The 24,605-nt window shown below is 72.1% G+C and carries 17 protein-coding genes, 1 pseudogene and 1 riboswitch; of the genes and pseudogenes, 9 read left to right on the plus strand and 9 right to left on the minus strand.

The features are described 5' to 3' along the window. Positions 1-16: 16 nt before the first annotated feature. The 6 genes from mmsA to WFH32_RS00265 all read left to right on the plus strand — a co-directional run bounded on the left by mmsA (position 17) and on the right by WFH32_RS00265 (position 7,973). Positions 17-1,567: a multiple monosaccharide ABC transporter ATP-binding protein gene (gene mmsA, locus WFH32_RS00240; protein WP_191795746.1), complete on the plus strand. Its 1,551-nt coding sequence runs from the start codon at positions 17-19 to the stop codon at positions 1,565-1,567. After that, positions 1,564-2,736, plus strand: a complete 1,173-nt coding sequence (gene mmsB / locus WFH32_RS00245; protein ID WP_138825340.1) for a multiple monosaccharide ABC transporter permease — start codon at positions 1,564-1,566, stop codon at positions 2,734-2,736. The genes mmsA and mmsB overlap by 4 nt, the downstream gene beginning before the upstream one ends. Before the next feature lie 307 nt (positions 2,737-3,043). Further along, a riboswitch (ZMP/ZTP riboswitch) is annotated at positions 3,044-3,134 on the plus strand. Between the two features lie 79 nt (positions 3,135-3,213). Further along, entirely contained in the window at positions 3,214-4,497 is a 1,284-nt protein-coding gene (gene glyA / locus WFH32_RS00250; RefSeq protein WP_191795745.1) for a serine hydroxymethyltransferase, read from the plus strand. Between the two features lie 111 nt (positions 4,498-4,608). Further along, on the plus strand, positions 4,609-5,502 hold the full coding sequence (locus tag WFH32_RS00255) for a bifunctional methylenetetrahydrofolate dehydrogenase/methenyltetrahydrofolate cyclohydrolase (protein WP_138825336.1): 894 nt from the start codon (positions 4,609-4,611) through the stop codon (positions 5,500-5,502). 97 nt (positions 5,503-5,599) lie between these two features. Then, positions 5,600-7,048, plus strand: coding sequence for an MFS transporter (locus tag WFH32_RS00260; protein WP_336705879.1), 1,449 nt, complete (start codon positions 5,600-5,602; stop codon positions 7,046-7,048). 121 nt (positions 7,049-7,169) lie between these two features. Further along, a complete protein-coding gene (locus tag WFH32_RS00265) occupies positions 7,170-7,973 on the plus strand; it encodes an exodeoxyribonuclease III (protein ID WP_191795743.1) in 804 nt (267 codons plus the stop codon). A 72-nt stretch (positions 7,974-8,045) separates the two neighbouring features. Here the strand turns inward: WFH32_RS00265 and WFH32_RS00270 are convergent, their stop codons facing one another. Then, a complete protein-coding gene (locus WFH32_RS00270; RefSeq protein WP_336705880.1) occupies positions 8,046-9,341 on the minus strand; it encodes an MFS transporter in 1,296 nt (431 codons plus the stop codon). Between the two features lie 53 nt (positions 9,342-9,394). Here WFH32_RS00270 and WFH32_RS00275 point away from each other — a divergent pair, with 53 nt between their 5' ends. From WFH32_RS00275 to WFH32_RS00285, 3 genes are all read left to right on the plus strand, one after another. Continuing rightward, positions 9,395-10,015, plus strand: a complete 621-nt coding sequence (locus WFH32_RS00275; protein ID WP_336705881.1) for an ArsR/SmtB family transcription factor — start codon at positions 9,395-9,397, stop codon at positions 10,013-10,015. A gap of 229 nt (positions 10,016-10,244) precedes the next feature. Continuing rightward, positions 10,245-13,544: a family 16 glycoside hydrolase gene (locus tag WFH32_RS00280; protein WP_336705882.1), complete on the plus strand. Its 3,300-nt coding sequence runs from the start codon at positions 10,245-10,247 to the stop codon at positions 13,542-13,544. Positions 13,545-13,721: 177 nt separating this feature from the next. Further along, positions 13,722-15,911 (plus strand): MMPL family transporter, encoded by a 2,190-nt coding sequence (locus WFH32_RS00285; protein ID WP_336705883.1) that lies wholly within the window; start codon positions 13,722-13,724, stop codon positions 15,909-15,911. Here the strand turns inward: WFH32_RS00285 and galK are convergent. From galK to WFH32_RS00325, 8 genes and pseudogenes are all read right to left on the minus strand, one after another. Continuing rightward, positions 15,888-17,177 carry a galactokinase gene (gene galK / locus WFH32_RS00290; protein ID WP_336706165.1) on the minus strand — a complete coding sequence of 430 codons (1,290 nt, stop codon included), beginning with the start codon at positions 17,175-17,177 and terminating at the stop codon, positions 15,888-15,890. The two genes, WFH32_RS00285 and galK, sit on opposite strands and share 24 nt — an antisense overlap. 12 nt (positions 17,178-17,189) lie before the next feature. Continuing rightward, positions 17,190-18,383: pseudogene (gene galT, locus WFH32_RS00295) on the minus strand (galactose-1-phosphate uridylyltransferase); the annotation flags it as partial. Further along, complete coding sequence (locus WFH32_RS00300; protein ID WP_225227910.1) at positions 18,380-19,234, minus strand: DeoR/GlpR family DNA-binding transcription regulator; 855 nt, start codon at positions 19,232-19,234, stop codon at positions 18,380-18,382. The gene WFH32_RS00300 and the pseudogene galT, both read right to left, overlap by 4 nt. A gap of 159 nt (positions 19,235-19,393) precedes the next feature. Next, complete coding sequence (locus tag WFH32_RS00305; protein ID WP_191795737.1) at positions 19,394-20,683, minus strand: ABC transporter permease; 1,290 nt, start codon at positions 20,681-20,683, stop codon at positions 19,394-19,396. After that, complete coding sequence (locus tag WFH32_RS00310; protein ID WP_246857901.1) at positions 20,680-21,336, minus strand: ABC transporter ATP-binding protein; 657 nt, start codon at positions 21,334-21,336, stop codon at positions 20,680-20,682. Before WFH32_RS00310 ends, WFH32_RS00305 begins: the two co-directional genes overlap by 4 nt. Before the next feature lie 152 nt (positions 21,337-21,488). Beyond that, positions 21,489-23,135 carry a hypothetical protein gene (locus tag WFH32_RS00315; RefSeq protein WP_336705884.1) on the minus strand — a complete coding sequence of 549 codons (1,647 nt, stop codon included), beginning with the start codon at positions 23,133-23,135 and terminating at the stop codon, positions 21,489-21,491. Beyond that, positions 23,132-24,109: a hypothetical protein gene (locus tag WFH32_RS00320; protein ID WP_191795736.1), complete on the minus strand. Its 978-nt coding sequence runs from the start codon at positions 24,107-24,109 to the stop codon at positions 23,132-23,134. The genes WFH32_RS00315 and WFH32_RS00320 overlap by 4 nt, the downstream gene beginning before the upstream one ends. Before the next feature lie 80 nt (positions 24,110-24,189). After that, the gene (locus WFH32_RS00325) at positions 24,190-24,534 is read right to left on the minus strand and encodes a hypothetical protein (RefSeq protein ID WP_191795735.1); all 345 of its coding nucleotides are present in this window, start codon (positions 24,532-24,534) and stop codon (positions 24,190-24,192) included. Positions 24,535-24,605 lie beyond the last annotated feature (71 nt).

Genomic DNA, 24,605 nt, shown 5'->3' on the forward strand with positions numbered 1-24,605 from the left:
AGTGAGGAGCTGACCCATGGCCAGCGAGAGCAACATCCTCGAGATGCGGGGGATCACCAAGGAGTTCCCCGGCGTCAAGGCCCTGCAGGACGTCACGCTGGACGTGCGCCGGGGCGAGGTCCACGCGATCTGCGGGGAGAACGGGGCCGGGAAGTCGACCCTGATGAAGGTGCTGTCGGGCGTCTACCCGCACGGTACCTACGACGGCACGATCGTCATGGACGGCGAGACGTGCGAGTTCAGGACCATCCGCGACAGCGAGGCCCGCGGGATCGTCATCATCCACCAGGAGCTGGCGCTCGTCCCGCACCTGTCGATCGCTGAGAACATCTTCCTCGGCAACGAGAAGGCCTCCGCGGGGATCGTCGACTGGCACCGCACCACGAGCGAGGCCGCGGCCCTGCTGGAGCGCGTCGGCCTGTCCGAGAACCCCGCGACCAAGTCGATGGACATCGGCGTCGGCAAGCAGCAGCTCGTCGAGATCGCCAAGGCGCTGTCCAAGCGCGTGGACCTGCTCATCCTCGACGAGCCCACCGCGGCGCTCAACGACGAGGACAGCGCCCACCTGCTCAAGCTCATCGACGAGTTCCGCAGCCACGGGATCACCTGCATCATCATCAGCCACAAGCTCAACGAGATCGCCGCGATCGCCGACCGCGTGACGATCATCCGCGACGGCGCGACGATCGAGACCCTCGACCTTCAGGGCGCCGAGCCCGTGACCGAGGACCGCATCATCCGCAGCATGGTCGGGCGCTCGCTCGACAGCCGCTTCCCGGAGCACGAGCCGACCATCGGCGAGGAGGTGCTGCGGATCGAGGACTGGACCGTGCACCACCCGATCGACACCGAGCGCGTCGTCGTCGACCACGCGAACCTGCACGTGCGCGCCGGCGAGATCGTCGGCATGGCCGGGCTCATGGGGGCCGGACGCACCGAGCTCGCGATGAGCGTGTTCGGACACTCCTACGGGGCGAAGATCTCCGGGACCGTCTACAAGAACGGTGCGCCCATCAGGACGCGCAGCGTCTCCGAGGCGATCGGCCACGGGCTCGCGTACGCGACCGAGGACCGCAAGCGGTACGGTCTCAACCTCATCCAGACCATCCGGGAGAACATCTCCGCCTCCGCGCTCGGCAAGGTGTCCCGCTGGGGCGTCGTCGACTCGCAGGCCGAGACCCAGGTCGCCGAGCGCTACCGCACGGACTTCCGGATCAAGGCGCCCACGGTCGAGGCGATCGCTGGCAAGCTCTCGGGCGGGAACCAGCAGAAGGTCGTCCTGTCGAAGTGGGTGTACTCGGACCCGGACGTCCTCATCCTCGACGAGCCCACGCGCGGCATCGACGTGGGTGCCAAGTACGAGATCTACGCGATCATCAACGCCCTCGCCGACGCGGGCAAGGCCGTCGTCGTCATCTCCTCCGAGCTCCCCGAGCTCATCGGCCTGTGCGACCGTGTCTACGCGATGAGCCAGGGCCGGATCACCGGCGAGGTGGCGCGAGCCGACGCCACCCAAGAAGCACTGATGCACTACATGACCATGGACAAGGGAGTCGACGTCCGATGAACGCCGTCAGGGAATACCTCGGCCGCAACGTCCGCCAGTACGGCATCGTCGCGGCACTGCTCGTGATCGTCCTGCTCTTCCAGGTCCTCACCGACGGGCGCCTGCTCTACCCCAACAACGTCGCGAGCCTCATCCAGCAGAACGCGTACGTGATGATCCTCGCGATCGGCATGGTCATGGTGATCGTCGCCGGTCACATCGACCTGTCGGTCGGTTCGGTCGTCGCGTTCGTCGGGGGGCTGTGCGCCATCATGATGAGCCAGTGGGAGCTGCCGTGGCTGCTCGCCGTGGTCCTGTCCCTCGGGGTCGGGGCGCTCGTCGGGATGTGGCAGGGCTTCTGGGTCGCCTACGTCGGGATACCGGCGTTCATCGTGACGCTCGCGGGCATGCTCATCTTCCGCGGTCTCGCGATCGTCCTGGTCGGCACCACGGTCGCGGGCCTGCCCAGCGGCTTCATCGCGATCAGCAACGGGTCGGTGCCCAACTGGTTCGGGTTCGTCGGGAACCTCGACGTCGTGACGCTCGCGATCGGCGGCATCGGCATCGTGGCGTTCGCCGTGGCGCAGTGGCGCTCGCGGACCTCGCTGCGTCGCCACGAGCTCGCCGTCGAGCCGCTGCCCGCGTTCGTCGTCAAGATCGTCCTGGCGGCGGTCCTGATCGGGGTCGTGACGTACTGGCTGTCGCTCAGCTCGGGCGGGACGCCGATCGTGCTGCTCATCGTGGGCATCCTCATCATCGCGTACTCGTTCGTCCTGAACCGCAGCGTGTTCGGCCGCCACATCTACGCGATCGGCGGCAACCGCCACGCGGCCGTGCTGTCGGGCGTCAACTCGCGCCGCGTCGACTTCGGCATCTTCGTCAACATGGGAGTGCTGGCCGCGGTCGCGGCCGTCATCACGACCTCGCGTGCCGGTGCCGGTGTGGCCGCGGCGGGCATGAACTACGAGCTCGACGCGATCGCCGCGTGCTTCATCGGCGGCACCGCGGTCGCAGGCGGCGTGGGCCGCGTGTCCGGCGCCATGATCGGTGCGCTCATCATGGGCGTGCTCAACATGGGCCTGTCGATCATGGCCGTCGACGCCGCCTGGCAGCAGGCGATCAAGGGCCTCGTCCTGCTCCTCGCGGTCGCGTTCGACCTGCTGAGCAAGAGGCGTGCCGCGCTCTCCTGAGCCGGCGATCAGGAGGTGACGCGGGGGAGGGCGCACACCCTCTCCCGAGGTCACGGACCAGCGGGGTGCGCGCGGTGGGGGCCGCGCGCACCCCGCTGCGTCGTGCCCGGCCCCGCCGAGGGTGACGCCCTGTCCCGCCGAGGGGGACGCCCTGTCCCGCCGAGGGTGACGCCCCTGCCCGACGTGCGCTCCGCCGTCGGGCAGGGGGGCCAGCCCAGCGTGACGGCCGCCACTGCCGCGGCACGCGGACGTGGGCTAGGATCGTGCACGTCGCGACTGGCGCACCCGCGCCCCGCACGCCGCCCCCCGGGGAGGCCGCGGGACGGACGGGAATGGTGGATCACCACCGGGGAGCGGCATGCTGTGTAGACGACGGGTCGTTCGCCTGGGCCCCGGGTCGCCCCCTGTGGGGAGCGTGCCCGGACGGGGCACGCCCTCCCGCGAGACCGTCATCCGCAGACGCACCCAAGGAGACGCATGAGCGCTCAGCCGAACGTCCTGAACCAGTCCCTGCTCGAGGTGGACCCGGAGATCGCCGCGGTCCTCGACGGGGAGCTCGCGCGCCAGCGCGACACCCTCGAGATGATCGCCTCGGAGAACTTCGTGCCGCGCGCGGTCCTGCAGGCGCAGGGCTCCGTCCTCACGAACAAGTACGCCGAGGGCTACCCGGGCCGCCGCTACTACGGCGGCTGCGAGCAGGTCGACATCGCCGAGAACCTCGCGATCGCGCGCGCTAAGTCGCTGTTCGGTGCCGAGCACGTCAACGTCCAGCCGCACTCGGGCGCGACCGCCAACGCGGCCGTCCTGCACGCCCTCATCAACAAGGGCGACAAGATCCTCGGCCTCGAGCTGGCGCACGGCGGCCACCTCACGCACGGCATGAAGATCAACTTCTCGGGCAAGCTGTACGACGTCTCGGCGTACGGCGTCGACCCGCAGTCGTACCGCATCGAGATGGACGAGGTCCGCAAGACGGCCCTCGAGACCCGTCCCGACGTGATCATCGCCGGCTGGTCGGCGTACCCGCGCCACATCGACTTCGCGGCGTTCCGCGAGATCGCGGACGAGGTCGGCGCCAAGCTCTGGGTCGACATGGCGCACTTCGCGGGCCTCGTCGCCGCGGGCCTGCACCCGTCCCCGGTGCCCTTCGCCGACGTCGTGTCCTCGACGGTCCACAAGACCATCGGCGGCCCGCGCTCGGGCTTCATCCTCTCCAAGGAGGAGTACGCCAAGAAGATCGACTCCGCCGTGTTCCCGGGCCAGCAGGGCGGCCCGCTCATGCACGTCGTGGCCGCGAAGGCCGTGTCGTTCAAGATCGCGGGCTCCGACGAGTTCAAGGACCGTCAGGAGCGCACGCTGCGCGGCGCGAGCATCATCGCGGACCGTCTGGCCCAGCCCGACGTCGCGGAGAAGGGCGTCTCGGTCCTCACGGGTGGCACCGACGTGCACCTGGTCCTCGTGGACCTGCGTCACTCGGAGCTCGACGGCCAGCAGGCCGAGGACCTCCTGCACGCCGTGGGCATCACGGTGAACCGCAACGCCGTGCCGTTCGACCCGCGTCCCCCGCGCGTCACGTCGGGCCTGCGCATCGGCACGCCCGCGCTCGCGACCCGTGGCTTCGGGGACGCCGAGTTCACGGAGGTCGCCGAGATCATCGCGGCTGCCCTCAAGGCCGGCGCCGGCGCGGACGTCGAGGGCCTGAGCGCTCGCGTGCGCAAGCTGACGGCCGACTTCCCGCTGTACCCGGGACTGTCGCAGTAGCTCACGCATGACCCGCTGAGTGCGGAGTACTTGTCGCCGATCCGGCCGATCCACGACAAGTACTCCGCACTCAGCGGTCTGTTCGTCCCCGCCAGACCCCGAGGAGCCCCCATGACCGCGCAGATCCTGGACGGCAAGGCCACCGCCGCCGCCATCAAGGCCGAGCTCAAGACCCGTCTCGTGACCCTCGCCGAGCACGGCGTCGTGCCGGGACTCGGCACCCTCCTGGTCGGCGACGACCCGGGTTCGCAGTGGTACGTCGCGGGCAAGCACCGCGACTGCGCCGAGATCGGGCTGTCCTCGATCCGCGAGGACCTGCCCGCAGAGGCCACGCAGGAGGAGATCGAGGCCGCGGTCCGCCGCCTCAACGACGACCCTGCGTGCACCGGGTACATCGTGCAGCTCCCGCTCCCGAAGGGCATCGACACCAACCGCGTGCTCGAGCTCATCGACCCCGACAAGGACGCCGACGGCCTGCACCCGACCAACCTCGGCCGCCTCGTGCTGCGCGTCAACGAGGACGTCACCTCGCCGCTGCCGTGCACCCCGCGCGGCATCATCGAGCTCATCGAGCGCCACGGCGTCTCGCTCGCGGGCAAGGAGGTCGTGGTCGTGGGCCGCGGGGTGACCGTGGGCCGCTCGATCGGCCTGCTCCTCACGCGCCGCGCGGTCAACGCCACGGTCACGCTCACGCACACGGGCACGCAGGACCTGGCTGCGCTCGTCCGCCGGGCCGACGTCGTCGTCGCGGCCGCAGGCGTCAAGGGCATCATCACGCGCGACATGGTCAAGCCCGGCGCGGTCGTGATCGACGTGGGCGTCTCGCGCGAGGTCGACGAGGAGACCGGCAAGAGCCGTGTCGTGGGCGATGCCGACCCGGCCGTGGCCGAGGTCGCGGGCTGGATCTCGCCCAACCCGGGTGGGGTCGGGCCCATGACCCGCGCGATGCTCCTCGCGAACGTCGTGGACTCGGCCGAGCGCGCGGCGGGGATCGCCAGCGTCTGACCCGTTCCCGGGACGGGCGTGACCTACGGGTCGCGCCCGTCCTGTCGTTCCTGACGTCCTGTCGTGCGGTGGTGCTGCGCAGGACTAGTGTTCCGCCATGACCCCCGCGTCCCGGGCAGGGGGAGACGACGGCATCGCGGCCCTCGTCCCTGCGCCTCTCGCCGTCCCCCCGTCCGTCCGGCGCGCCCGCCGCAGCGCCACGGCCGCGTACGCGGCGCAGGGCTTCGGGTTCGCCGTGATGCTGACCAACGTCCCGACCTACGAGCGCTATCTCGGCATCGGCCCCGACGTCATCACGCTCGTGATCCTCGGCGTCTGCGTGTGCGCGGCGACGGGCAGCGCGCTGTCGGGGTGGCTCGCGGCCCGGTTCGGGTCGGCGCGCGTCGTGACCGGCGGGCTCCTCGTGGCGGCCGCGGGCATCCTGGCGGTCGGGCTGAGCGCGGGTGCCGGGCTGCTCGTGACGTTCTTCCTCGCGTTCGCGGTGTACGGCCTCGCGCTGGGGTCGGTCGACGCGTCGACGTCCATGCAGGGCATCGACGTGCAGCGCGCGTACGGGCGCAGCCTCATCGCCGCGTTCTTCGCGGCCAACGCGGCGGGCGGGGTCGTGGGGTCGCTCGCGGTCTCGGGGGCCGCGGCCCTCGGGCTCGAACTGCCCGTGTCGCTCGCGCTCGTCGCGGGGGTGGTCGCGGTGGCGGTGCTCGTGCTGCGGGCGGGGCTGCTCTCGCGGACCGCGGCGGTCGCGGTCGCGGGGCCCTCCGGGACTCCTCCGGCGGGGAGCGGGGGCCAGGTGCCCGACGGCGACGCTCCCGCCGCAGGGTCGGGCGGCGGGTCCGCGGTGGCCGGGCCGGGAGATGCGGGGCCAGGTGCTGCTGCGGCCGGCGCTCGTGGCGTGACGGGCATGGTGGGCGCCGGGACCGTGATCGTGCTGGGCGTCGCGATGCTGGCCTTCCCCGTCGCGGACTCCGCGGTCTCGAGCTGGGGTGCGACGTTCCTGCAGGGCGTGCTCGGGGCGAGCGCCGTCGTCGGGCCGCTGGGGTTCGGCGCCTACCAGGCGACCCTGATCTGCTCGCGGCTGCTCGGGGACCGGGCGGTCGAACGCTGGGGGCGCGTGCGGGTCGTGGCGCTCGGAGGCGCCGTGGGGGTCGTGGGGCTCGGCCTCGTCGCGGTCTCGCCCGTGTGGCCGCTCGCGGTGCTGGGGTTCGCCGCGACCGGGCTGGGGCTCGGCGTCGTGGCGCCCATGGCGTTCTCGGCCGCGGGCGACCGGGCGGCGGAGGCCGTCGCGGCGGCTCGTGCGACGGACGGCGCCGGGGGGACGGGCACGAACCTCCCGACGGTCGAGGCCGCGACCGACCGCGCGGTCGCCCGGCTCAACGTCTTCACGTACGTCGGCGCGGTGCTCGGCGGCGCGATGACCGGGGTGTTCGCGACCACCGACGCTCTGCGGGCAGGGTTCGGGGTGCTGGCCGTGCTCGCGCTCGCGACGGTGCTGCTCGCGGGGAGGTTCCGCGAGGTGGCGCTGCCCGTGGACGTGTCAGAACCAGCGTGATGCGGGAGCCTCGCTCGCTCTGACGGCTGTGCTGCGGCTGCGGACCGTCTGCGGCAGGCCGTGACCAGCGTCTCGCCGCGCGGTTTTCGCCCGTGTGGGTTGCGTGGGGTTTGATGTCGAGGTGCTAACGATCGCTACAGCCAATGTCAACGGGATCCGCGCCGCCTACCGCCGAGGGATGGACGCCTGGGTCGCGTCCCGCACCCCGGACGTCATGCTCCTGCAGGAGGTCCGCGCCCCGGACGAGATCCTGAACGAGCTCGTCGGCGAGGGCTGGCACATCGCGCACCAGGCGTGCGACATCAAGGGCCGTGCGGGGGTCGCGGTCGCGTCGCGGCTGCCCGTGACGGCCGTGCGCGTCGGGCTGGGCAAGGGCGAGCCCGAGCCTCCGGTCGACACGGGCCGCTGGGTCGAGGCCGACCTCGAGCTGCCGTCGGGCGAGAGGCTCACGGTCGTCTCGACGTACATCCACTCGGGCACCGCGGGCACGCCCAAGATGGACGAGAAGTACGCCTACCTCGAGAAGGTCACCGAGCGCCTGCGCGAGCTCTCGGCCGCGGGCGGCCTCGCGGTCGTCGCGGGCGACGTGAACATCGCGCACAAGAACGTCGACATCAAGAACTGGAAGGGCAACCAGAAGTCGGCTGGCTTCCTCCCCGAGGAGCGCGCCTACCTGGACACCTGGTTCGACGAGCTCGGCTGGGTGGACCTCGGCCGCAAGCACGGCGGCGAGGGCCCTGGGCCGTTCACCTGGTGGTCGTGGCGCGGGCAGGCGTTCGTCAACGACTCGGGGTGGCGCATCGACTACCAGCTCGCGACGCCCGCGCTCGCCGAGCGCGCGGTCAAGGTCGAGGTCGACCGCGCCGACGACTACGAGAGCCGCTGGAGCGACCACGCCGCGCTGGTCGCGACGTACGACCTCTGACGGGAGGCCCTGGCCCGGTGCGCGGGGCCAGGGCGTCCGCCGCGCCTCGTGCCCGGTGCCAGGCGTCCGGCGTCAGTCGCGGGCCGGGGCGGGTAGCTCGGTCGTGCGGGACAACGGTGACAGCAGCACGGGCAGCGCCCCGAGCGACATGACGAGCGCTCCGACCCACAGGGCGGGCGCCACGCCCCACACGGTCCCGATCCACCCGCCGAGCAGTCCGCCGACCGGGATCGGGCCCCACACGAGGAACCGGGCCGAGGCGTTCATGCGCCCCAGCAGCGCGGGCGGGCACAGCCGCTGGCGGAAGCTCACCTGCGCGACGTTGTAGACGACGACGGCGAGGTTGAACACGAAGCCCCCGACGACGAGGACGACCGGCACGAGGGCGTCCGCCGCGCCCGTGGTCGCCACCCAGGCTGCCGCGGGCGTGATCGCGTACGAGACCCCGGTGAACACTGCCGAGACGGGGATGACCCGCGCCGGGCCGACCCACCGTGCCGCCCGGTCGGCCAGGACCGCACCGAGCAGCCCGCCGGCCGCGCTCGCCGACAGCACGACGCCGTAGGTCGCCGTCCCGACGTCGAGCGTGCGCAGCGCGAAGATCACCACGACCGCGTTGCCGATCGCGCCACCCAGGTTGGCGAGCGACGTGCACGCGAGGATGCGGCGGAGCAGGGGCTCGCTCGCGACGAAACGGACCCCCTCGGCGATCTCGGTGCGCAGGGGGCGTCGCGCAGCCGGGTCGGGGAGGTCCTCGTGATGACGGATCCGTGAGACGGCGAGCGCGCTCGCGAGGTAGGTGCCGACGGTCGCGACCATGACGAGGGGCGCGGACAGGACCCGCAGCGCGACGCCGCCGATCGCGGGCCCGACGATCATCGCGACGGACTGGGTCGCCTGGAGCTTGGAGTTTCCTTCGACGACGTGGTCGAGCCCGACGAGCCCGGGGACGTAGCTCTGGTGCGCGACGTCGAAGAAGAGGCTGAACGTGCTGATGACGACGGCCGCGCCGATGAGCAGGCCCATGCTCGCGTGCCCGGTCAGGGCGGCGACGACCACGACCGACAGGATCGCGGCGCGCGCGAGGTCCGCAGCGACGAGGACCCGGCGCTTGCGCATCCGGTCGACCCAGGCCCCTGCGGGCAGGCTGAGCAGGAGGAAGGCCGCGGTCTCGGCGGCGTTGAGGGCGCCCATCTGCCACTCGGTCGCGTGCAGGTGGGACACGGCGAAGATCGGCAGGACGAAGCCCGTGAGCTGGGCACCGAGCTGGCCCAGCGCGTCACCGCCCCACAGGCGCCGGAAGTCGCGGTGATGGACCAGGCTGCGCGGGGGAGCGGCTGTGCTCACCGCGGGCTCGTCGGACGTCATGGGGTCAGCCTGTTGCAAGCGATTGAGGAATGTCAATCAGTTAGCCTGTGGGGGTGACCTCCGATCGCACGGCCTCGCCCGCGCAGCCCTCGCCCGCGCAGCCCTCGCCCGCACGGCCCCCCGCCCGAGGCACCGGCGTCCACGCGCCGACCGCGGAGCTGCCGACGACGGGCGGCTCGGTCGCCGAGCGGGACGCCGACGCGCGCGCTCTCGCGTCGACGCTCCGGGTGCGGATCCTGCGCATCTGCCTCGACGAGGCGCGGACCAACAAGGAGATCGCCCAGCTGCTCGGCAAGAACCCCGCGACGACGCTCCATCACGTCAGGACGCTCGTGGCCCGCGGGTTCCTGGCGGCGCAGCCCGAGCGGGTGGGGGCGAGGGGGGCGCGGGAGGTGCCGTACCGCGCGACGGGCAAGTCCTGGACCGCGGACCTGGGACCGGGAGGTCACCGGGTCCTGCTCGACGCGTTCCTGGAGGAGCTGGCTGCCGCCGATCCTGCGACCGTCGACATGGGCAGGCTCGGCCTGCGGCTCGACGCCGCAGGGCGCGAGGAGCTGTCGCAGCGTCTCGACGAGGTCCTCGAGGACTTCCGGCAGCGCGAACCGGCGACGGGTGGCGAGCCGTGGTCGGTGTTCGTCGCGATCCACCACGACGCGAGCCGCGACCTGCGCTGAGGGCACGATCCGGCCGAGGCCTCCCGGCGGACCGTGCGCGCGGCGCGGCCCTCCTGGCCGTGCGCACCCGGTGGGCCCCTCTCGACCGCCCACATCCGCCCCCGAGCGGTCGCGGAATCTGTTGACCGACATGCGACTTTTGGTTGACAGCAGTCAAAAGCCTCCTTAGGCTCCGACGTGGTCACTGCCGACCCGTCTTCAAGGAGGAAGAACACTCGTGCGAACCTCAATGCGCCATCGAAGAGGCCTCTCCGGCCTGCTCGGAGCTTCCCTGCTCGTACCCCTCGCCTTCGCCGGAGCACTCCCGTCGGCCCAGGCCGCCGACACCGAGATGGAGCCCGGCGTCACCCTGCGCACCTTCCAGCTCGCCCAGGACCCCGGGTCCGTGTGCACCCTCAAGTCGGGCACCACGCCCAACGTCGACAAGCTCATGCCGACGATCGACTGGAGCACGCCCGAGCAGTTCGGCGCAGCGGACCGCTTCATCACCCACGCGCTCGCGACGCTCACGGTCCCCACCGAGGGCGAGTACACGTTCCGCGTGACGAACGACGACGGCGCGCTCGTCTACGTCGACGACCAGCTCCTCCTCGAGAACGACGGCCCGAACGACTCGACCTCGGTCGAGGGGGCGATCACCCTCGCCGCAGGGGCGCACGACCTGCGGGTCGAGTACTACGAGGGCACCGACAAGCAGCGCCTGACGCTCGCGTGGAAGACCCCGGGGTCCTCGACGTTCGAGGTCGTCCCGACGTCGGCCCTGAGCACCGAGGCGAACGTCGTGCGGGTCACCGCACCCGGCAACAAGTACTGCGAGGGGGCCACGGACACCTCGGGCGACGGTCTGCGCCTGGACACGGTCAACCCGAACTACGAGCTCGTCGACCTGCGCCCCGCGGGCTTCGAGCCCAAGGTGTCGGGCCTCGCGTTCACCCCGGACGAGAAGCTGGCCGTGGTGACCACGGGCGACGTGAGCTCCGGCGGCTGGCGACCCGACCCGACGACCGGTGAGGTGTACCTCCTCGACGGCGTGATCGACGCGACCGGACCCGAGGACGTCACCGTCACGAAGGTCGCGGACAAGCTGCTCAACCCGATGGGCATCGAGGTCATCGAGGACTCGATCTTCGTCTCCGAGCGGTACCAGCTCACGCAGCTCACCGACCCGGACGGCGACGGTTTCTACGACACGCACACCAAGATCGCCGGGTGGCCCGACGGCGGCAACTTCCACGAGTTCGCGTTCGGCCTGATCCACGACGAGAACTACTTCTACGTCAACCTCTCCGTCGCGATCGACAACGGCGGCGCGACGACCACCCCGCAGCCTGCCGCCAACCGTGGCACGTCGATCAAGATCGACCGCGCGACGGGCGAGGTCACCTACGTCGCGGGCGGCCTGCGCACCCCGAACGGCATCGGCTTCGGCCCCGAGGGCGAGATCTTCGGGACGGACAACCAGGGCGCGTGGCTGCCCGCGAACAAGCTCGTGCACATCGAGCAGGACAAGTTCTTCAACCACTTCACCACCCCGGCCGGGCCGTTCGACGCGAACCCGGTGTCCCAGCCCGCGCTGTGGCTCCCGCAGAACGAGATCGCCAACTCCCCGGGCAACCCGATCCTCGTCGAGGACGGCGAGTTCGCCGGCCAGATGCTCCTCGGCGACGTCACGTACGGCGGTCTCCAGCGCGCGTTCCTCGAGAAGGTCGACGGCGAGTTCCAGGGGGCGGTCTTCCGTCACACCGCAGGCCTCGAGGTCGGCGCCAACCGCGTCATCACCGGCCCCGACGGCGCGCTGTACGTCGGCGGTACGGGCGAGGGCGGCAACTGGGGCGAGTCCGGCAAGCTGCGGTTCGGCCTGCAGAAGCTCGCCAAGGTCAACGAGGACTCCTTCGACATGAAGGAGATGCGCGTCGTCGAGGGCGGGTTCGAGATCGAGTACACCGACCCGGTGTCCGACGCCGTCGTGGCGAAGCTGGCCGACGCCTACCGCCTCACGCAGTGGCGCTACGTGCCGACCCAGCAGTACGGCGGACCCAAGGTCGACGAGACGCCGCTGTTCGTCACGGACGCCACCGTCTCCGAGGACCGCACCACGATCACGCTCACGGTCGACGGTCTCAAGCCCGGCCACGTCGTGCACCTGCGCTCGCCGCGACCGTTCGCCTCGGACGAGGGCGCCGAGCTCCTGAGCACCGAGGCCTGGTACACGCTCAACTCGCTGCCGGGCTACGTCGCCCCGGCGGACCGCGGCTGGTACGAGGCCGAGGAGGCGCAGCCGCTCGGTGGCTCGAGCCTCGGCTCGGACCACAGCAACTACTCGGGCACGGGCTTCGCCGCCGGGATGCAGAACGTCGGCTCGGGCCGCACGTTCGCGGTGACGGCCCCCGAGGCCGGCACCTACCCGCTCAACCTGCGCTACGCGAACGGCATCCACCCGTACACCGAGCTGCGCGCCAAGAACGTCTCGCTCTACGTCAACGGCCAGAAGGTCGGCCCGTGGACGCTGCCCACGACCGGCGACTGGAAGGTGTGGGACACGATCACGCGTGACGTCGACCTCGCGGCGGGGCACAACACGATCACCCTCAGGTACGACCAGGGGGACCAGGGCAACGTGAACCTCGACGTGCTGTCGATCGGGCAGAACCCCGACATCTGCTCCCCGGCAGAGGTCGAGGACGGCTACCGCGGCATCTTCGACGGAACCCTCGCGAGCCTCGCCGACTGGAAGCTCGCGGGCTCCGGGACGTTCGGTCGTCAGGACGACTGCTCGATCCGCACCAACGGCGGCATGGGTCTGCTCTGGTACACGGCCGAGGAGCTCGAGGAGTACTCGCTCAAGCTCGACTGGAAGCTCGTCAAGGACGACAACGGCGGCGTGTTCGTCGGCTTCCCGAACCCCGGCAACGACCCCTGGGTCGCGGTCAACCAGGGATACGAGATCCAGATCGACGCGAGCGACGCCGCGGACCGCACCACGGGCGCGATCTACACGTTCCAGGGTGCCGACGCGGCGGCCGTGAGCGCGGCCCTCAAGCCCGTGGGCCAGTGGAACGCGTACGACATCCGTGTCGAGGGGGATCGCATCCGGATCTACCTCAACGACGTGCTCGTCAACGACTTCACGAGCACCGACCCGGCGCGCGACCTGTCGAGCGGGTTCATCGGCATCCAGAACCACGGCGCCGGTGAGACGGTCTCCTACCGCAACATCCGCGTCAAGGACCTGGCGGCCGAGCCCGAGCCCGAGCTCGCGGTGTCGGTGACCGTCCAGCCCAAGTGCGTGGCGGGCAAGGTCACGCTCACCGTCCGTGCCGTCAACGACGACACGGTGCCGGTCGACGTCGTGCTCAGCACGCCGTTCGGCAAGAAGACCATGACCGGTGTTCTGCCGGGCAAGTCGGCTCAGCAGACGTTCGCGACCCGCTCGACCTCGGTCGAGGCCGGGGCCGCGACCGTGACGGCGAGCGCCGGGGACAAGGAGGTCGTGGTCGAGACGGCCTACGACGCGTCGAGCTGCGGCTGACGTGACATCCCCTCGCTGAGTGCATGATTCGGCTGCGGCACGCCCGGCGTGCCGCAGCCGAGTCACGCACCCGCACGACAGGCGCAGCCTCGTTTGCCGCGGCGGTGCAGCGTCTGTCACCATCTGCCGGGGCGTCGACGACGACGTCCCACCGTGTCGTCGAGAGGTAGTCGACCCATGCTCGCGCACCTGGGACGGGTCATGGCCCGGCACCGCATCGCCGTCCTCGCCGTGTGGGGCTCGCTCGCTCTGCTGGGCGCGGTGATCGGTGGCGGAGTCTTCGACCGCACGACCACGGTCGACAGCCTGCCGCCGGGCGCGCCGTCGGCCCGGGCGCAGGCCGTGCTCGACGAGCTCGACCCGCAGGGCGAGACGCTCACGGCGGTCGTCGGCGGGGTCGACTTCTTCACGCCCTCGCTCGTCGAGAGCGGGAGCCGCGTGATGCACGAGGTCCGTGAGATCCCCGGCGTGCTGGAGGTCTCGGACGCCTTCACGTCCGGTGGCCTGATCTCGGACGACGGGCTCGGTTCGCTCGTCGTGGTCGAGCTCGACCACGACCTCACGGACGAGCAGGCGCTCGAGGTCGGTGACCGTGTGGCGGCCGCCCTCCGGACCATCGACGCCCCCGAGGTCGTCGTGGGCGGGGAGCTCATGGCCGAGCGGACGTTCGCCGACATCGCGACGGCCGATGCCGTGGTGGGGGAGTCGGTCGCCCTCGTGGTGCTGTGCGTCGTCCTGGTGCTCGTGCTGGGAGGCCTGCGGGCCGGGCTGGCGCCGATCGTCGCCGCGCTCGCGTCGATCGCTGCCTCCCTCCTCGCGCTGAGCGCGCTCGCCGGCGCGGTGCCCGTGAGCGAGTTCGCGGTCAACGTCGTGACGCTCCTGGGGCTCGGCCTGGCCGTCGACTACAGCCTCCTGGTGATCGTACGGTTCCGGCAGGAACGCGAGGCGGCGCCGGGGGTCGCTCTCGACGAGCTGCTGGCCCGGACCGTGTCGACCGCGGGCCGGGCGGTCCTCGTCTCAGGGCTCGCGGTCGCGTCGGCGCTCGGTGGGCTGCTCGTCCTGGCGGACCCTCTGCTCGCGAGCATGGCGCTGGGCGGCCTGCTCGTGGTCGGGCTCACGACGCTCGCCGGGCTCACGCTCGTGCCGGCCCTGGTCGCCGTGCTGCACGCGTCGATCCCTGCCCCGCGGACCCGGACCTGGGCCCGCCGCCGCACTGGTCACGGCCCCGGTCTGCTCGCGCGGTCCGCGGCGTTCGCCCAGCGGCGCCCCGTGGCCGTGACGCTCGGGTCGACCGCGGTCCTCCTGCTCCTCAGCGCGCCCCTGGCGTCGCTCGCGCTGGGTGCCTCGGACGCGCGGTCCCTGCCGCCGGGTACGCCCGAGCGGGTCGCGCAGGAGAGGATCGAGCAGGACTTCGAGATCCTGGGCGTCCAGCCGGTCGAGCTCGTGCTGGGGGCGCCCGTCGAGGATCCCGAGGTCCAGTCGTTCCTCGACGCGGTCTACGCGTTGCCCGGCGTCGAGGACGTCGAGCACCTCACCGACTTCCCGCCCGACGTGACGGTCGCCGAGGTCACCCCGGCGGGCACTGCGACGGGTGAGGCGGCGCAGGCCGTGGTCCGGCACGTCCAGGCGATGGATGTCCCGTTCTCGATGCAGGTCGCGGGCCCCGCGGCCGAGCTCGTCGACGCGACCCAGCAGTCGCGCGACCGGCTGCCCTGGGCGTTCGCCGTGGTCGTGCTGCCAGCGATGCTCCTGCTGGGCTGGCTCACCCGGTCGATCGTGGTCCCGCTCAAGGCGCTGGTCCTGAACCTGCTCGCCCTGACCGCGTCGTTGGGCGTGCTGGTCGCGGTCTTCCAGTGGGGCTGGGGTGCGAGGCTGCTGGGCTTCGAACCCACGGGCACGATCGACGCCACGAGCCCCGCGCTGCTGTTCGTCTTCCTGTTCGGCCTGTCGATGGACTACGAGGTCTTCCTCCTCGCGCGCATCGCCGAGGAGTGGCGCCGTCGGACGGGGGACGACCGCCGCGCGAACGACCGTGCGGTCCTCGCAGGCATCGTGGCGTCTGGCCCCGTCATCACGGTGGCGGCCGTGTCGATCGGGATCGTGTTCGCGGGGTTCGCGCTGGGCGACCTCGTGGCCATGAAGGAGATCGGGGTGGGGATGGCGGTCGCTGTCCTGCTCGACGTCACGATCGTCCGCGGGCTGCTCCTCCCCGCCTCGATGTCGCTCCTGGGCCGCTGGAACTGGTGGTTCCCGGGCGGGCGCCCGCGCCCCGGTCGCGGCGTCGGGCCGGACGAGGTGCGCGGCCAGGAGTCCTCGCCGCGCACCCTCGTGGGCAGCGGGACGTCAGCAGGCGCCCGCCGGGGCTGACGGCACGGCCAGCAGGAACCCGGGCGCGCCGAGCCCTGCGCGGGAGAAGGCCGCGGCCACGGCGACCGCGACGGCGTCGGCACGGTCGGCCGGGACGAGCGCGATGGCCGACCCGCCGAACCCGCCGCCCGTCATGCGGGCTCCCAGGGCGCCCGCGTCGCGCGCGGCCTCGACCGCGACGTCGAGCTCGGTCGCGGAGACCTCGTAGTCGTCGCGCAGGGACGCGTGGGAAGCGTCGAGCAGCGGCCCGACGTCGGAGGCTCGCCCGGCGCGCAGCAGCGACACCAGGTCCTGGGTCCGGGCGATCTCGGTCACCACGTGCCGGACGCGGCGGCGCGAGACGTCGTCGGGCAGGCGGTCGAGCGCCGCACCGAGGGCCTCGGCGAACGCCGCGTCGCCCCTCGGGGTTCCCGCCGCAGCAGCGATGACCGAGTCCGCGAGCTCGCGCAGGTTCGCGAGGCCCAGGGTCGCGGCGGCCGCCTCGCACGCCGCCCGTCGCTGCGCGTACTGGCCGTCGACCAGCGCGTGCTCGGCCCGGGTGTCGATCACGAGCAGCGCAAGCCCCTCGGCCGCGAGGTCGAACGGGATCTGCTCGACGGCGCGGGCCGGGTCGAGCCCCGGGCGGCAGTCGAGCAGCAGAGCGTGCCCCGGGGCGCAGCGCAACGACGCCGACTGGTCCATGCCGCCCGTCGGCGCGCCTGCGATCTCGTTCTCGGCGCGGATCGCGGCGGCCGCGAGGGTCGCACGCCCGGCGTCCGTGGCCGCGAGTCCCAGGCCTGCGACGTCGTCGATGCCCACCGCGACCGAGCACTCGAGCGCGGCCGACGACGACACGCCCGCACCGTAGGGCACGCACGAGTCGACCACGGCGTCGAAGCCGGGGACCTGCGACGCGGACCCGCCCGTCGCCTCGAGGTGCTGCCCGAGCGCCCACGCGACGCCGGCCACGTATGCGGCCCAGCCGGTCACGGCCCCCGGTGCGACGTCCTCGAGCCGCCCGGTCCACGCAGCACCCGGCTCCTGGGCCGAGGCGAGGCGCACGACCGAGTCGGTCCGGGGACGCAGCGCGACGTACGTGCGGTGGGGGAGCGCGACGGGCAGGCACAGCCCGGCGTTGTAGTCGGTGTGCTCGCCGATGACGTTGACGCGGCCGGGGGCCGCGTAGACGTGGACGTCCCCTGCGTCCTCGGCCGGGAACGCCTCCGCGAAGGCCCGCCGGACACGGTCCGCGCCGACGTCGTCGGGCCAGGACTCGACCCACTGCACGGCCGGGGCCGGGGCGAGGGCCTGCAGGCGCGCGGCGATCCGCTCGGGTGTGGTGTCGCTGACCCATGCGCCCATGCCGGACTCCGAGCCCGCGAGGTACTTGAGCTTGCCCGGCGCGCGCAGGACCGAGAAGACCTGCAGGTGCAGGCGCGACAGGTCGCGCCCCTCGCGCACCGGGGCCTGGTGCCAGGCCGCGATGTAGGGCAAGGGGACGGGCGTGCCACCCGGCCCCTCGAAGAACAGGTCGAGGCGACGCAGGAGCTCGAGGTAGGTGACCGCGAGGTCGTCGCGCTCGGCGTCGGTGAGCGCGGGCAGGTCGGGGACGTCGCGGCGCGGCGCGAGGTGCACCTCGACGGGCCAGCGGGCCGCGAACGGGACGTAGGCGACCCAGTGCTCGGTCTCCAGGACGATGCGACGGCCGTCGGCGAGCTCGGCGTCGAGGACGTCGCGCAGCAGGTTGCCGCCCGTGCGCTCGTGGTGCGCGCGGGCCTGGGCGAGCATCGCGCGGGTCTTGGGCGTGAGGTACGGGTAGCCGTAGATCTGGCCGTGCGGGTGATGGAGCGTGACCCCGATCTCCTGGCCCCGGTTCTCGAAGCAGAAGACCTGCTCGACGCCCGGCTCACGCCCGAGGGCCTCCGTGCGGTCCGCCCACGCGTCGATGATGGTGCGCACGCGCTGCGGGGGCAGCGCGCCGAACGAGGAGGAGTGGTCGCTCGAGAAGACGATGACCTCGCAGCGGCCCGACGCCGGCGCACGGGTCTCGAGCGTGCCCTCGCCACCGAAGAAGCCGTCCGGCGCGCCTGTGCCGTCAGTGACGCCGGGCACGAGCTGCAGGGACGGGAAGCGGTTCTCGAAGACCACGACGTCGTAGTCGGTGTCGGGGACCTCGCCGTCCGAGTAGGCCGCGCCGGGGCGGGCCGGGCACAGCGGGCACGAGTCCGCCGCGGGCAGGAACGTGCGGTTCATGCGGTGCGCGGCCATCGGGATCCAGTCGCCCGAGAGCGGGTCGAGGCGCATCTCGGGACCGGTGTACGGGTGCTCGTGACCGTCGGGGCCGGTCACGGGGGCGAACCGGTCGCCCAGCGGGCGCGGGTCGTCGAGCCGACGCGTGAGCTCGCCCGAGACGTACGCGGACGAGTCGTCGAAGTAGACGAGCTCGCGGCCGTCGGCCAGGCGGGTCGGGGTGCGGCGCAGGTGCTGGTTCATCGGGAGGTACGACCGTCCTGGGGTGCGGGGATGGATGGGTTCGGGGTGGGCCGGGTCGGGTGAGGCGCCTCGTCGCGCGAGGCGACCAGGAGCTGCTCGACGACGTCGCGCACCGCCTCCTGGTCGGGGGCCGGGAGGGCGTCGTCGGTCACGAGGACGTCGACCTGGTCGAGCCGGGCGAAGACGCTCAGGCCCGTGGTGCTCCACTTGGAGTGGTCGGCCAGGACGACCGTCCGGCCGGCGATCGCGACGAGCGCGCGGTTGGTCGCGGCCTCGTCCAGGTTCGGCGTCGTCAGCCCGGCCTCGACGCTCACGCCGTGCGCGCCCAGGAAGGTCTGGTCGACGCGCAGGCTCGCGAGCGCGGCCTCGGTGAGGGGCCCGACCAGGGCGTCCGACGGCGTCCGGGAGCCTCCCGCGAGCACGGTCTCGAGCCGGGGGTCGCCCGCACGGTGCAGGGCCTCGGCGACGGGGAGCGAGTTCGTCACGACGGTCAGCGGCCGCAGGGCGGTGTCCGCCGCGATCTCCACGGCGAGGAGGTGCGTCGTGGTGCCTGCGGACAGGGCGATCGAGGACCCGGGGGAGACGAGGCGCGCGGCGGTGCGCGCGATCGCTCGCTTCTCGTCGAGCGCGAGCGTGCTCTTGGCCTCGAACCCAGGCTCGTGCGACGTGGCCTGCGGCGAGACCGCGCCACCGTGGACCTTGCGGAGCAGACCCTGGTCGGCGAGCTCGAGCAGGTCGCGGCGGACCGTCATGTCGGAGACGCCGAGCTCCTGGGTGAGGTCGGCGATCCGGACGGCACCGTGGTCGCGGAGGCCCGCGAGGATGCGTTCGTGGCGCTGGGAGGCGAGCATGCAGCCATGGTGACACATTCGAACAGAAACGAACAAGGTTGAACATGGGGGTGTCGGGTGCCTGCTTCCGGGTGACGGACGCGGACCGTCCCCGCCCCGGCGAACGACGACGGTCGGTCACCCGTACGGGGACCGACCGTCAGCTGGCGCGCCGTGGGGTCAGATGCCCCCGCGCAGCGCGGCGATCGGCTCGATCGCCGCGGCCTTGAGCGCGGGATAGGTTCCCGCGAGCAGGCCGATCACGCCGCCCAGGAGGGCCGAGCCGATCGCCATGCGGATGTCGAGGATGGGGGTCCACTCCTGGGCGACCGAGACGATCACCACCGTGAACACCCCCAGCGACGCACCGACCAGGCCCCCGAGCAGCCCGATGACCACGGACTCCACGACGAACTGCCCGGCGATGTCCCGCTTGGTCGCGCCGAGGGCGCGACGCAGACCGATCTCTCCGACCCGTTCCATCACCGAGAGCAGCGTGACGTTCGCGATCCCGAGGCCACCCACGAGCAGGGCGATCCCGCCCAGCGCCAGGAAGATCGCGTTGATGTCCGCCTGGACGTTCTCCTGGAGCGCAGAGCCGCTCGCCGGTGCCTGGGCCTTGAAGGACTCGGGCGCGTTGGGGTCGAGAGCGACGGGACCCTGCTCCGCGACCAGGGAACCGGCGCCGGTCTCGATGTGGATCTGGAGCTCTTCGGGCGCCCCCACGGCGAAGTCCTGCCGCGCGGTGCCGACCGGGAGCACCACGGCGTCGAGAAGGTCTGCCCGTCGCTTCACGTCGCCGAAGATCCCGATGACGGTGTACGCGTCCTCGCCGATGAAGATCGACGGCTGGCTGTCGACTCGGTTGATGCCGAGCTGCGCGGCGGCGCGCTCGCCCAGCACCACGACCCGGTCGCTGCGCGCGTCGTGGCCGCTGTCGAAGAAGCGCCCTGCCACGACCTGCCCCCGCACGGCGTCGAGCAGACCGTCTGAGCCCGCGACCACCACGGGGCTGGCCTTCTCGGCGACCGAGGGGTCGTTGACCGGGACGGCGGTGACCCGCCGGTCCTCGATGTCGACCGGGGCGACGAGCCCGGCCGCGACGACCCCGTTGACCTGGGCGACGCGGTCCGCGCCGTCCCACGGGATGCGCCCCTTGGGGCGCGCCTCGTCCCCGGTGCCGGCCTTCGCCGGGGTGATGACGACCTGGGTCGCGGCGACGGCGTCGAACTGGCGGCTGATCTGGCCCGCGGCGGTCTGTGCGAGCCCGACCGTGATCACGACCGACGCGATGCCGAGGACCGTGCCGAGGATCGTCAGGACCAGGCGCCCGGGGCGGGCGCCGATCCCGTGCGCTGCCTCGGCGAAGAGGTCGCGGGTGTTGAACCGGTCGCGAGCCCGGCCACGGTGGATCCGCTCGTTCGCCGCCCGACCAGGCAGACGGGTCTTCAACGCGTCGAACGCCCTCATCGGTCGAGCTCCGTGAGCCGGCCGTCGGCGATCCGCACCCGGCGCTGTGCCCGGGCGGAGACCGCCGGGTCGTGGGTGATGACGACGAGCGTGAGCCCGTCGGCGTGCAGCTCGTCGAACAGCTCCATGATCTCGACAGAGTTGGTCGAGTCCAGGTTGCCCGTCGGCTCGTCGGCGAGGAGCAGGTGAGGGCTCGCGACCACGGCACGGGCGACCGCCACACGCTGACGCTCGCCACCCGAGAGCGTGGTCGGCGTGAAGTCGACCCGGTGCGAGAGGTGGACGCGATCGAGCGCCGCCCGCGCACGCTCCTGCCGTTCCCCCCGGGGCACGCCGCTGTACAGCGTCGCGAGGAGGACGTTGTCGAGCACCGTGCGGTGCGGGAGCAGGTGGAACGACTGGAAGACGAAGCCGATCCGGCCGCCCCGCAGGGCAGAGCGCACCGACTCGGACGCGCGCCCGGTCGCCACGCCGTCCAGCAGGTAGTCCCCGGAGGTGGGGCGGTCCAGGAGCCCCAGGAGGTTCAGGAGCGTCGACTTGCCGGACCCGGACGGTCCGATGATCGACACGTAGTCGCCCGGGTCGATCCGCAGGTTGACCGAGGTCAGGGCGTCCACCACGGGGGGACCGGGAAAGCTCCGGGTCACGTCCACGAGCTCGACGACCGCGGGCGGGGCCCCGGCCGCCGCGCCTGGCCCCGTGCCTTCCTCCTCGTCCGGTGTCGTGAGCGCGCCCGGGGGCTCGTCGAGGACGGACGAAGATGGACCGCCCGACCCGTTCAGACCGAGCCAGTCGATGTCCCCGGTCACTTGCCGACCACCACCTTGTCACCGGGCTCGAGGGGATCGTCGGACGAGACGATCTCGACGAACCCGCCGGCAGCGAGGCCGGTCTTCACCGGCACGAGGTCGGTCGCCCGGTCCTTCTTGCCGGTGCTCTCCGCACGGGGGGCGCCGCGCAGGACCTCGACCCGTGACTCGCCACCAGGTCCGGCGGTCAGTGCCGCGAGCGGCACGGCGAGCACCTCTCCGGCCGTCGAGCTCACAGGGATCGTGAGGCGGACGTTGCTCCCCTGCAGGAGGGTGATCTGCTCCGGCGTCAGTGCGTCCGGTGCGAGCGAGACCGTGAAGCGGGCGCCCTTCTTCGCGTCGGCGTTCGACTCTCCGCCCTCGGCGTCGGCCTTGCGGGCCTCGACGGAGGTCACGGTCGCCGCCCCTTGCGAGTCGTCCGGCAGCACGAAGGTCGCCTTGGCCCCGGGGGCGAGGAGCTCGGCGTCGGACGAACCGGCCGACGCCTCGATGACGAGAGTCGCTCCGGAGACCGCCATGACGGGTCCCGAGACGGTCGCGCCCCGTTCCACGAGCACCTCGTCGACGCGTCGCGGCAGGCTGGAGAGGAAGAGCACCTCGCTCGCCGGCAGCGCGGTCAGCGTCTCCGTGCGGGCCTCGCCCAGGGCCTTCTTGGCGTCGTCGAGCTGACGCTGCGCGTTCGTGACCGCGGCCGTCTGTGCCGCGACGTCCTTCGGCTTGTCGAGCGCGGCTCGCTCCGCGCGCGCGAGCGTGAGCGCGTCCTGGGCGCCCGCGACGTCCCCGGGCTGGGGCGCGGCCCCAGGCTCGGCCGCGGGGTCCGGCGTGCCGGCCTGCGCGGCGGCCAGGTTCCGTTCGGCCTCTCGCACGGCGTTGTCCGCCGTCAGCTTCTCGACCTCGGTCGCGCCCCCCTTCGAGGCAGAGAGCTCCGCACGGGCCGAGGTGAGCGCCTCCTCGGCGTCCCTGACCCCGCGTGCTGCCGACTCCACGCCGTCCTTGGCATCGTCACCGCTCGTCGGCGACGGGTACCCGACGTTGGCGTAGAGCTTGTCGACGGCGGTCGCCGTCGCGGCGTCGTAGACGTCGCTGCCGCCGTTGCCCGGGTTGATCCCGACAGCGGTGAGCGCTACCTTGAGCTGGGCGACGTCCGGTCCGGAGACCCCGACCCGCAGGGTCCGGTACGCAGGGAGGTCGCCGGGGAGGACGATGACCGGACGCCCCGAGACCTCCAGCGCGATCGAGGTCTGACCGAGCTCGGCCCCGAGCTCGGGGACCTGCCCGGTCACGACCGCGGGGCCGCCGAGGTCGGCGGTCTCGACCTTCACCTGGACGGCGTCGTCGTACTTGACGTCCCCGCGCAGCGTCACGTCGTTCGCGATGACCTTCTTCTCGACGGGGACGGTGATGAGCCCGGCCGCGGGTGCCTTCGCGTCGGCGGCGGCCTGGGCGGGCGAGACGACCAGGCGACTCACGACGATGCCCGCCAGGAGGCTCAGCACGGCGATCCCCGCGACGAGCCAGATGAGGCGGTGGCCCCGCAGCCCGGTGCCGGGTGCGGCGACGGCCGCCCCACCCGCCTGCGCGCCCTCGACGTCGGTCGCCGGGGTGCCGCTGGCGCGGTCCCCGCGGGAGCGAGAGAACTTCACTTCTCGAGCTCCTTGTAGGCGGCGGCCACGCGGTCCAGGAGGTCCTTGTTCTCGTCGACGAACGTCTTCTCGAGCTCGAACTGGACGGTGCGGTGGACGTCCTGGTAGCCCACCTTCTCCTGGCAGGCGTGGTCGGCCACGGCCGTGCTCTTCTCCTCCTCCTGGAGCGCGGTCAGCTCGTCCTCGCCGGGGCCTTCGCCGGTCTCGTTGTCGTACAGGGCGTTGGACGCCTCCATGAAGTAGTCCATGGCTGCCTGCGGAGTGGTGTGGTCCAGTCCCGCCTCAGCCATGCAGTCGGACCACTTCGCGGCGACCTCGGTCAGCTTCGGCGACTTCTCGACGTCCTCGTACAGCGTGGTGATGGCGTCGTTGAACGCGGTCATCTCCTCGGACTCCCAGAGTTCCTGCTCGCCACCGCTCGCCTCGTTCTGGGCGATGCCCTGACAGCCCATCTCCTCGGGAGCGAACTGCGGCAACTCGCCGTTCTCGTCGGGCTCGGCCGAGTTCATGGCACCGTAGAGGGCCTCGTAGTAGGCGTTCATCTCGGTCTCGGACATCGCTTCCACGTACGCCTGGTTGGGGTCGACGTACGAGTCCATCTCGGCCTGCTGCTCCTCGGTCGGCTCCTGGTAGATGGTCATGCCGTAGCCGTACTCCGCGGCGTACTTCTCCGGGTCGTGCTCCTCCTCGTCGAAGGTGACCATGCCGCCGCTCTGGTCGACCGGGATGTACTCGAAGCCCTGCTCGACCATGCAGGCGGCCGTGAGCTCCTCGGTCTTGCGGTTCTGCTCCTCCCACTTCTTCTGCTGCGCCTCCGAGTCGAGGTCGCCGCTGATGGACTCGTAGAACGCGGTGAGCGGGCTGTCCTCGTCGGCAGAGGGCGCGTCGGTGCCGCCCCCGCAGGCGGTGAGCAGGAGCATTCCGGTGAGGCTCAGTGCTGTGATCGCGGCGGGCCGTGTCGAGGGTCGACGCATGGTGCTTTCCTTCGTTCGGTGGGGAGGGGCGGAATGACGTGAGAGGAGCGGCGAGCCCGGAGGCGGTCCGTCGGACGCGCTCACGGCGCGGAGGTCCGTCCCGAGACCTTCCCGAACCGGGTGACCGCCTGCTCGACGAGCTCGTGCTTCCACGCAAGGAGGTCCGTCTCGCGGTCCAGGGGTGTGCTCTCGACGGTCGAGAAGTCCGCCTCGAGCCCGGAGATGACCGACTGCGGCGCGTCGTCGGGGTGGCTGAAGCCGACGATCCCGGTGTCGGACATGCCGTCGGACCGCTGTTCGTGGGCGGCCGCGAGCAGCGGGTCGATCCGGACCTCGATCGGCGCCAGGGAGGTCTGCGGTGCCCTCGCGGGCGCTCGACGGGCGCACTCGCGCCCGTACGGTCGGGTGGATGACGGTCGGTCCATGCGGTGTCCCCCCTAGGACATTCGTGTCGACACTGCGCGCGGTCTCACCCGCGGTGTTTCGCCGGGCTCCT

This window comes from Oerskovia sp. USHLN155, from assembly GCF_037145535.1.
Taxonomy (GTDB): Bacteria; Actinomycetota; Actinomycetes; order Actinomycetales; family Cellulomonadaceae; genus Oerskovia; species Oerskovia rustica.

What these genes read in the sequence shown, in the direction of transcription:
- mmsB (WP_138825340.1), top strand. Translation starts at nt 1,564, where the DNA reads ATGAACGCCGTCAGGGAATACCTCGGCCGCAACGTCCGCCAGTACGGC.
- mmsA (WP_191795746.1), top strand. Translation starts at nt 17, where the DNA reads ATGGCCAGCGAGAGCAACATCCTCGAGATGCGGGGGATCACCAAGGAG.
- WFH32_RS00300 (WP_225227910.1), bottom strand. Translation starts at nt 19,234, where the DNA reads ATGCTCGCCTCCCAGCGCCACGAACGCATCCTCGCGGGCCTCCGCGAC.
- WFH32_RS00260 (WP_336705879.1), top strand. Translation starts at nt 5,600, where the DNA reads ATGACCCCCGCGTCCCGGGCAGGGGGAGACGACGGCATCGCGGCCCTC.
- WFH32_RS00270 (WP_336705880.1), bottom strand. Translation starts at nt 9,341, where the DNA reads ATGACGTCCGACGAGCCCGCGGTGAGCACAGCCGCTCCCCCGCGCAGC.
- WFH32_RS00320 (WP_191795736.1), bottom strand. Translation starts at nt 24,109, where the DNA reads ATGCGTCGACCCTCGACACGGCCCGCCGCGATCACAGCACTGAGCCTC.
- WFH32_RS00280 (WP_336705882.1), top strand. Translation starts at nt 10,245, where the DNA reads ATGCGCCATCGAAGAGGCCTCTCCGGCCTGCTCGGAGCTTCCCTGCTC.
- WFH32_RS00325 (WP_191795735.1), bottom strand. Translation starts at nt 24,534, where the DNA reads ATGGACCGACCGTCATCCACCCGACCGTACGGGCGCGAGTGCGCCCGT.
- WFH32_RS00285 (WP_336705883.1), top strand. Translation starts at nt 13,722, where the DNA reads ATGCTCGCGCACCTGGGACGGGTCATGGCCCGGCACCGCATCGCCGTC.
- WFH32_RS00305 (WP_191795737.1), bottom strand. Translation starts at nt 20,683, where the DNA reads ATGAGGGCGTTCGACGCGTTGAAGACCCGTCTGCCTGGTCGGGCGGCG.
- glyA (WP_191795745.1), top strand. Translation starts at nt 3,214, where the DNA reads ATGAGCGCTCAGCCGAACGTCCTGAACCAGTCCCTGCTCGAGGTGGAC.
- WFH32_RS00255 (WP_138825336.1), top strand. Translation starts at nt 4,609, where the DNA reads ATGACCGCGCAGATCCTGGACGGCAAGGCCACCGCCGCCGCCATCAAG.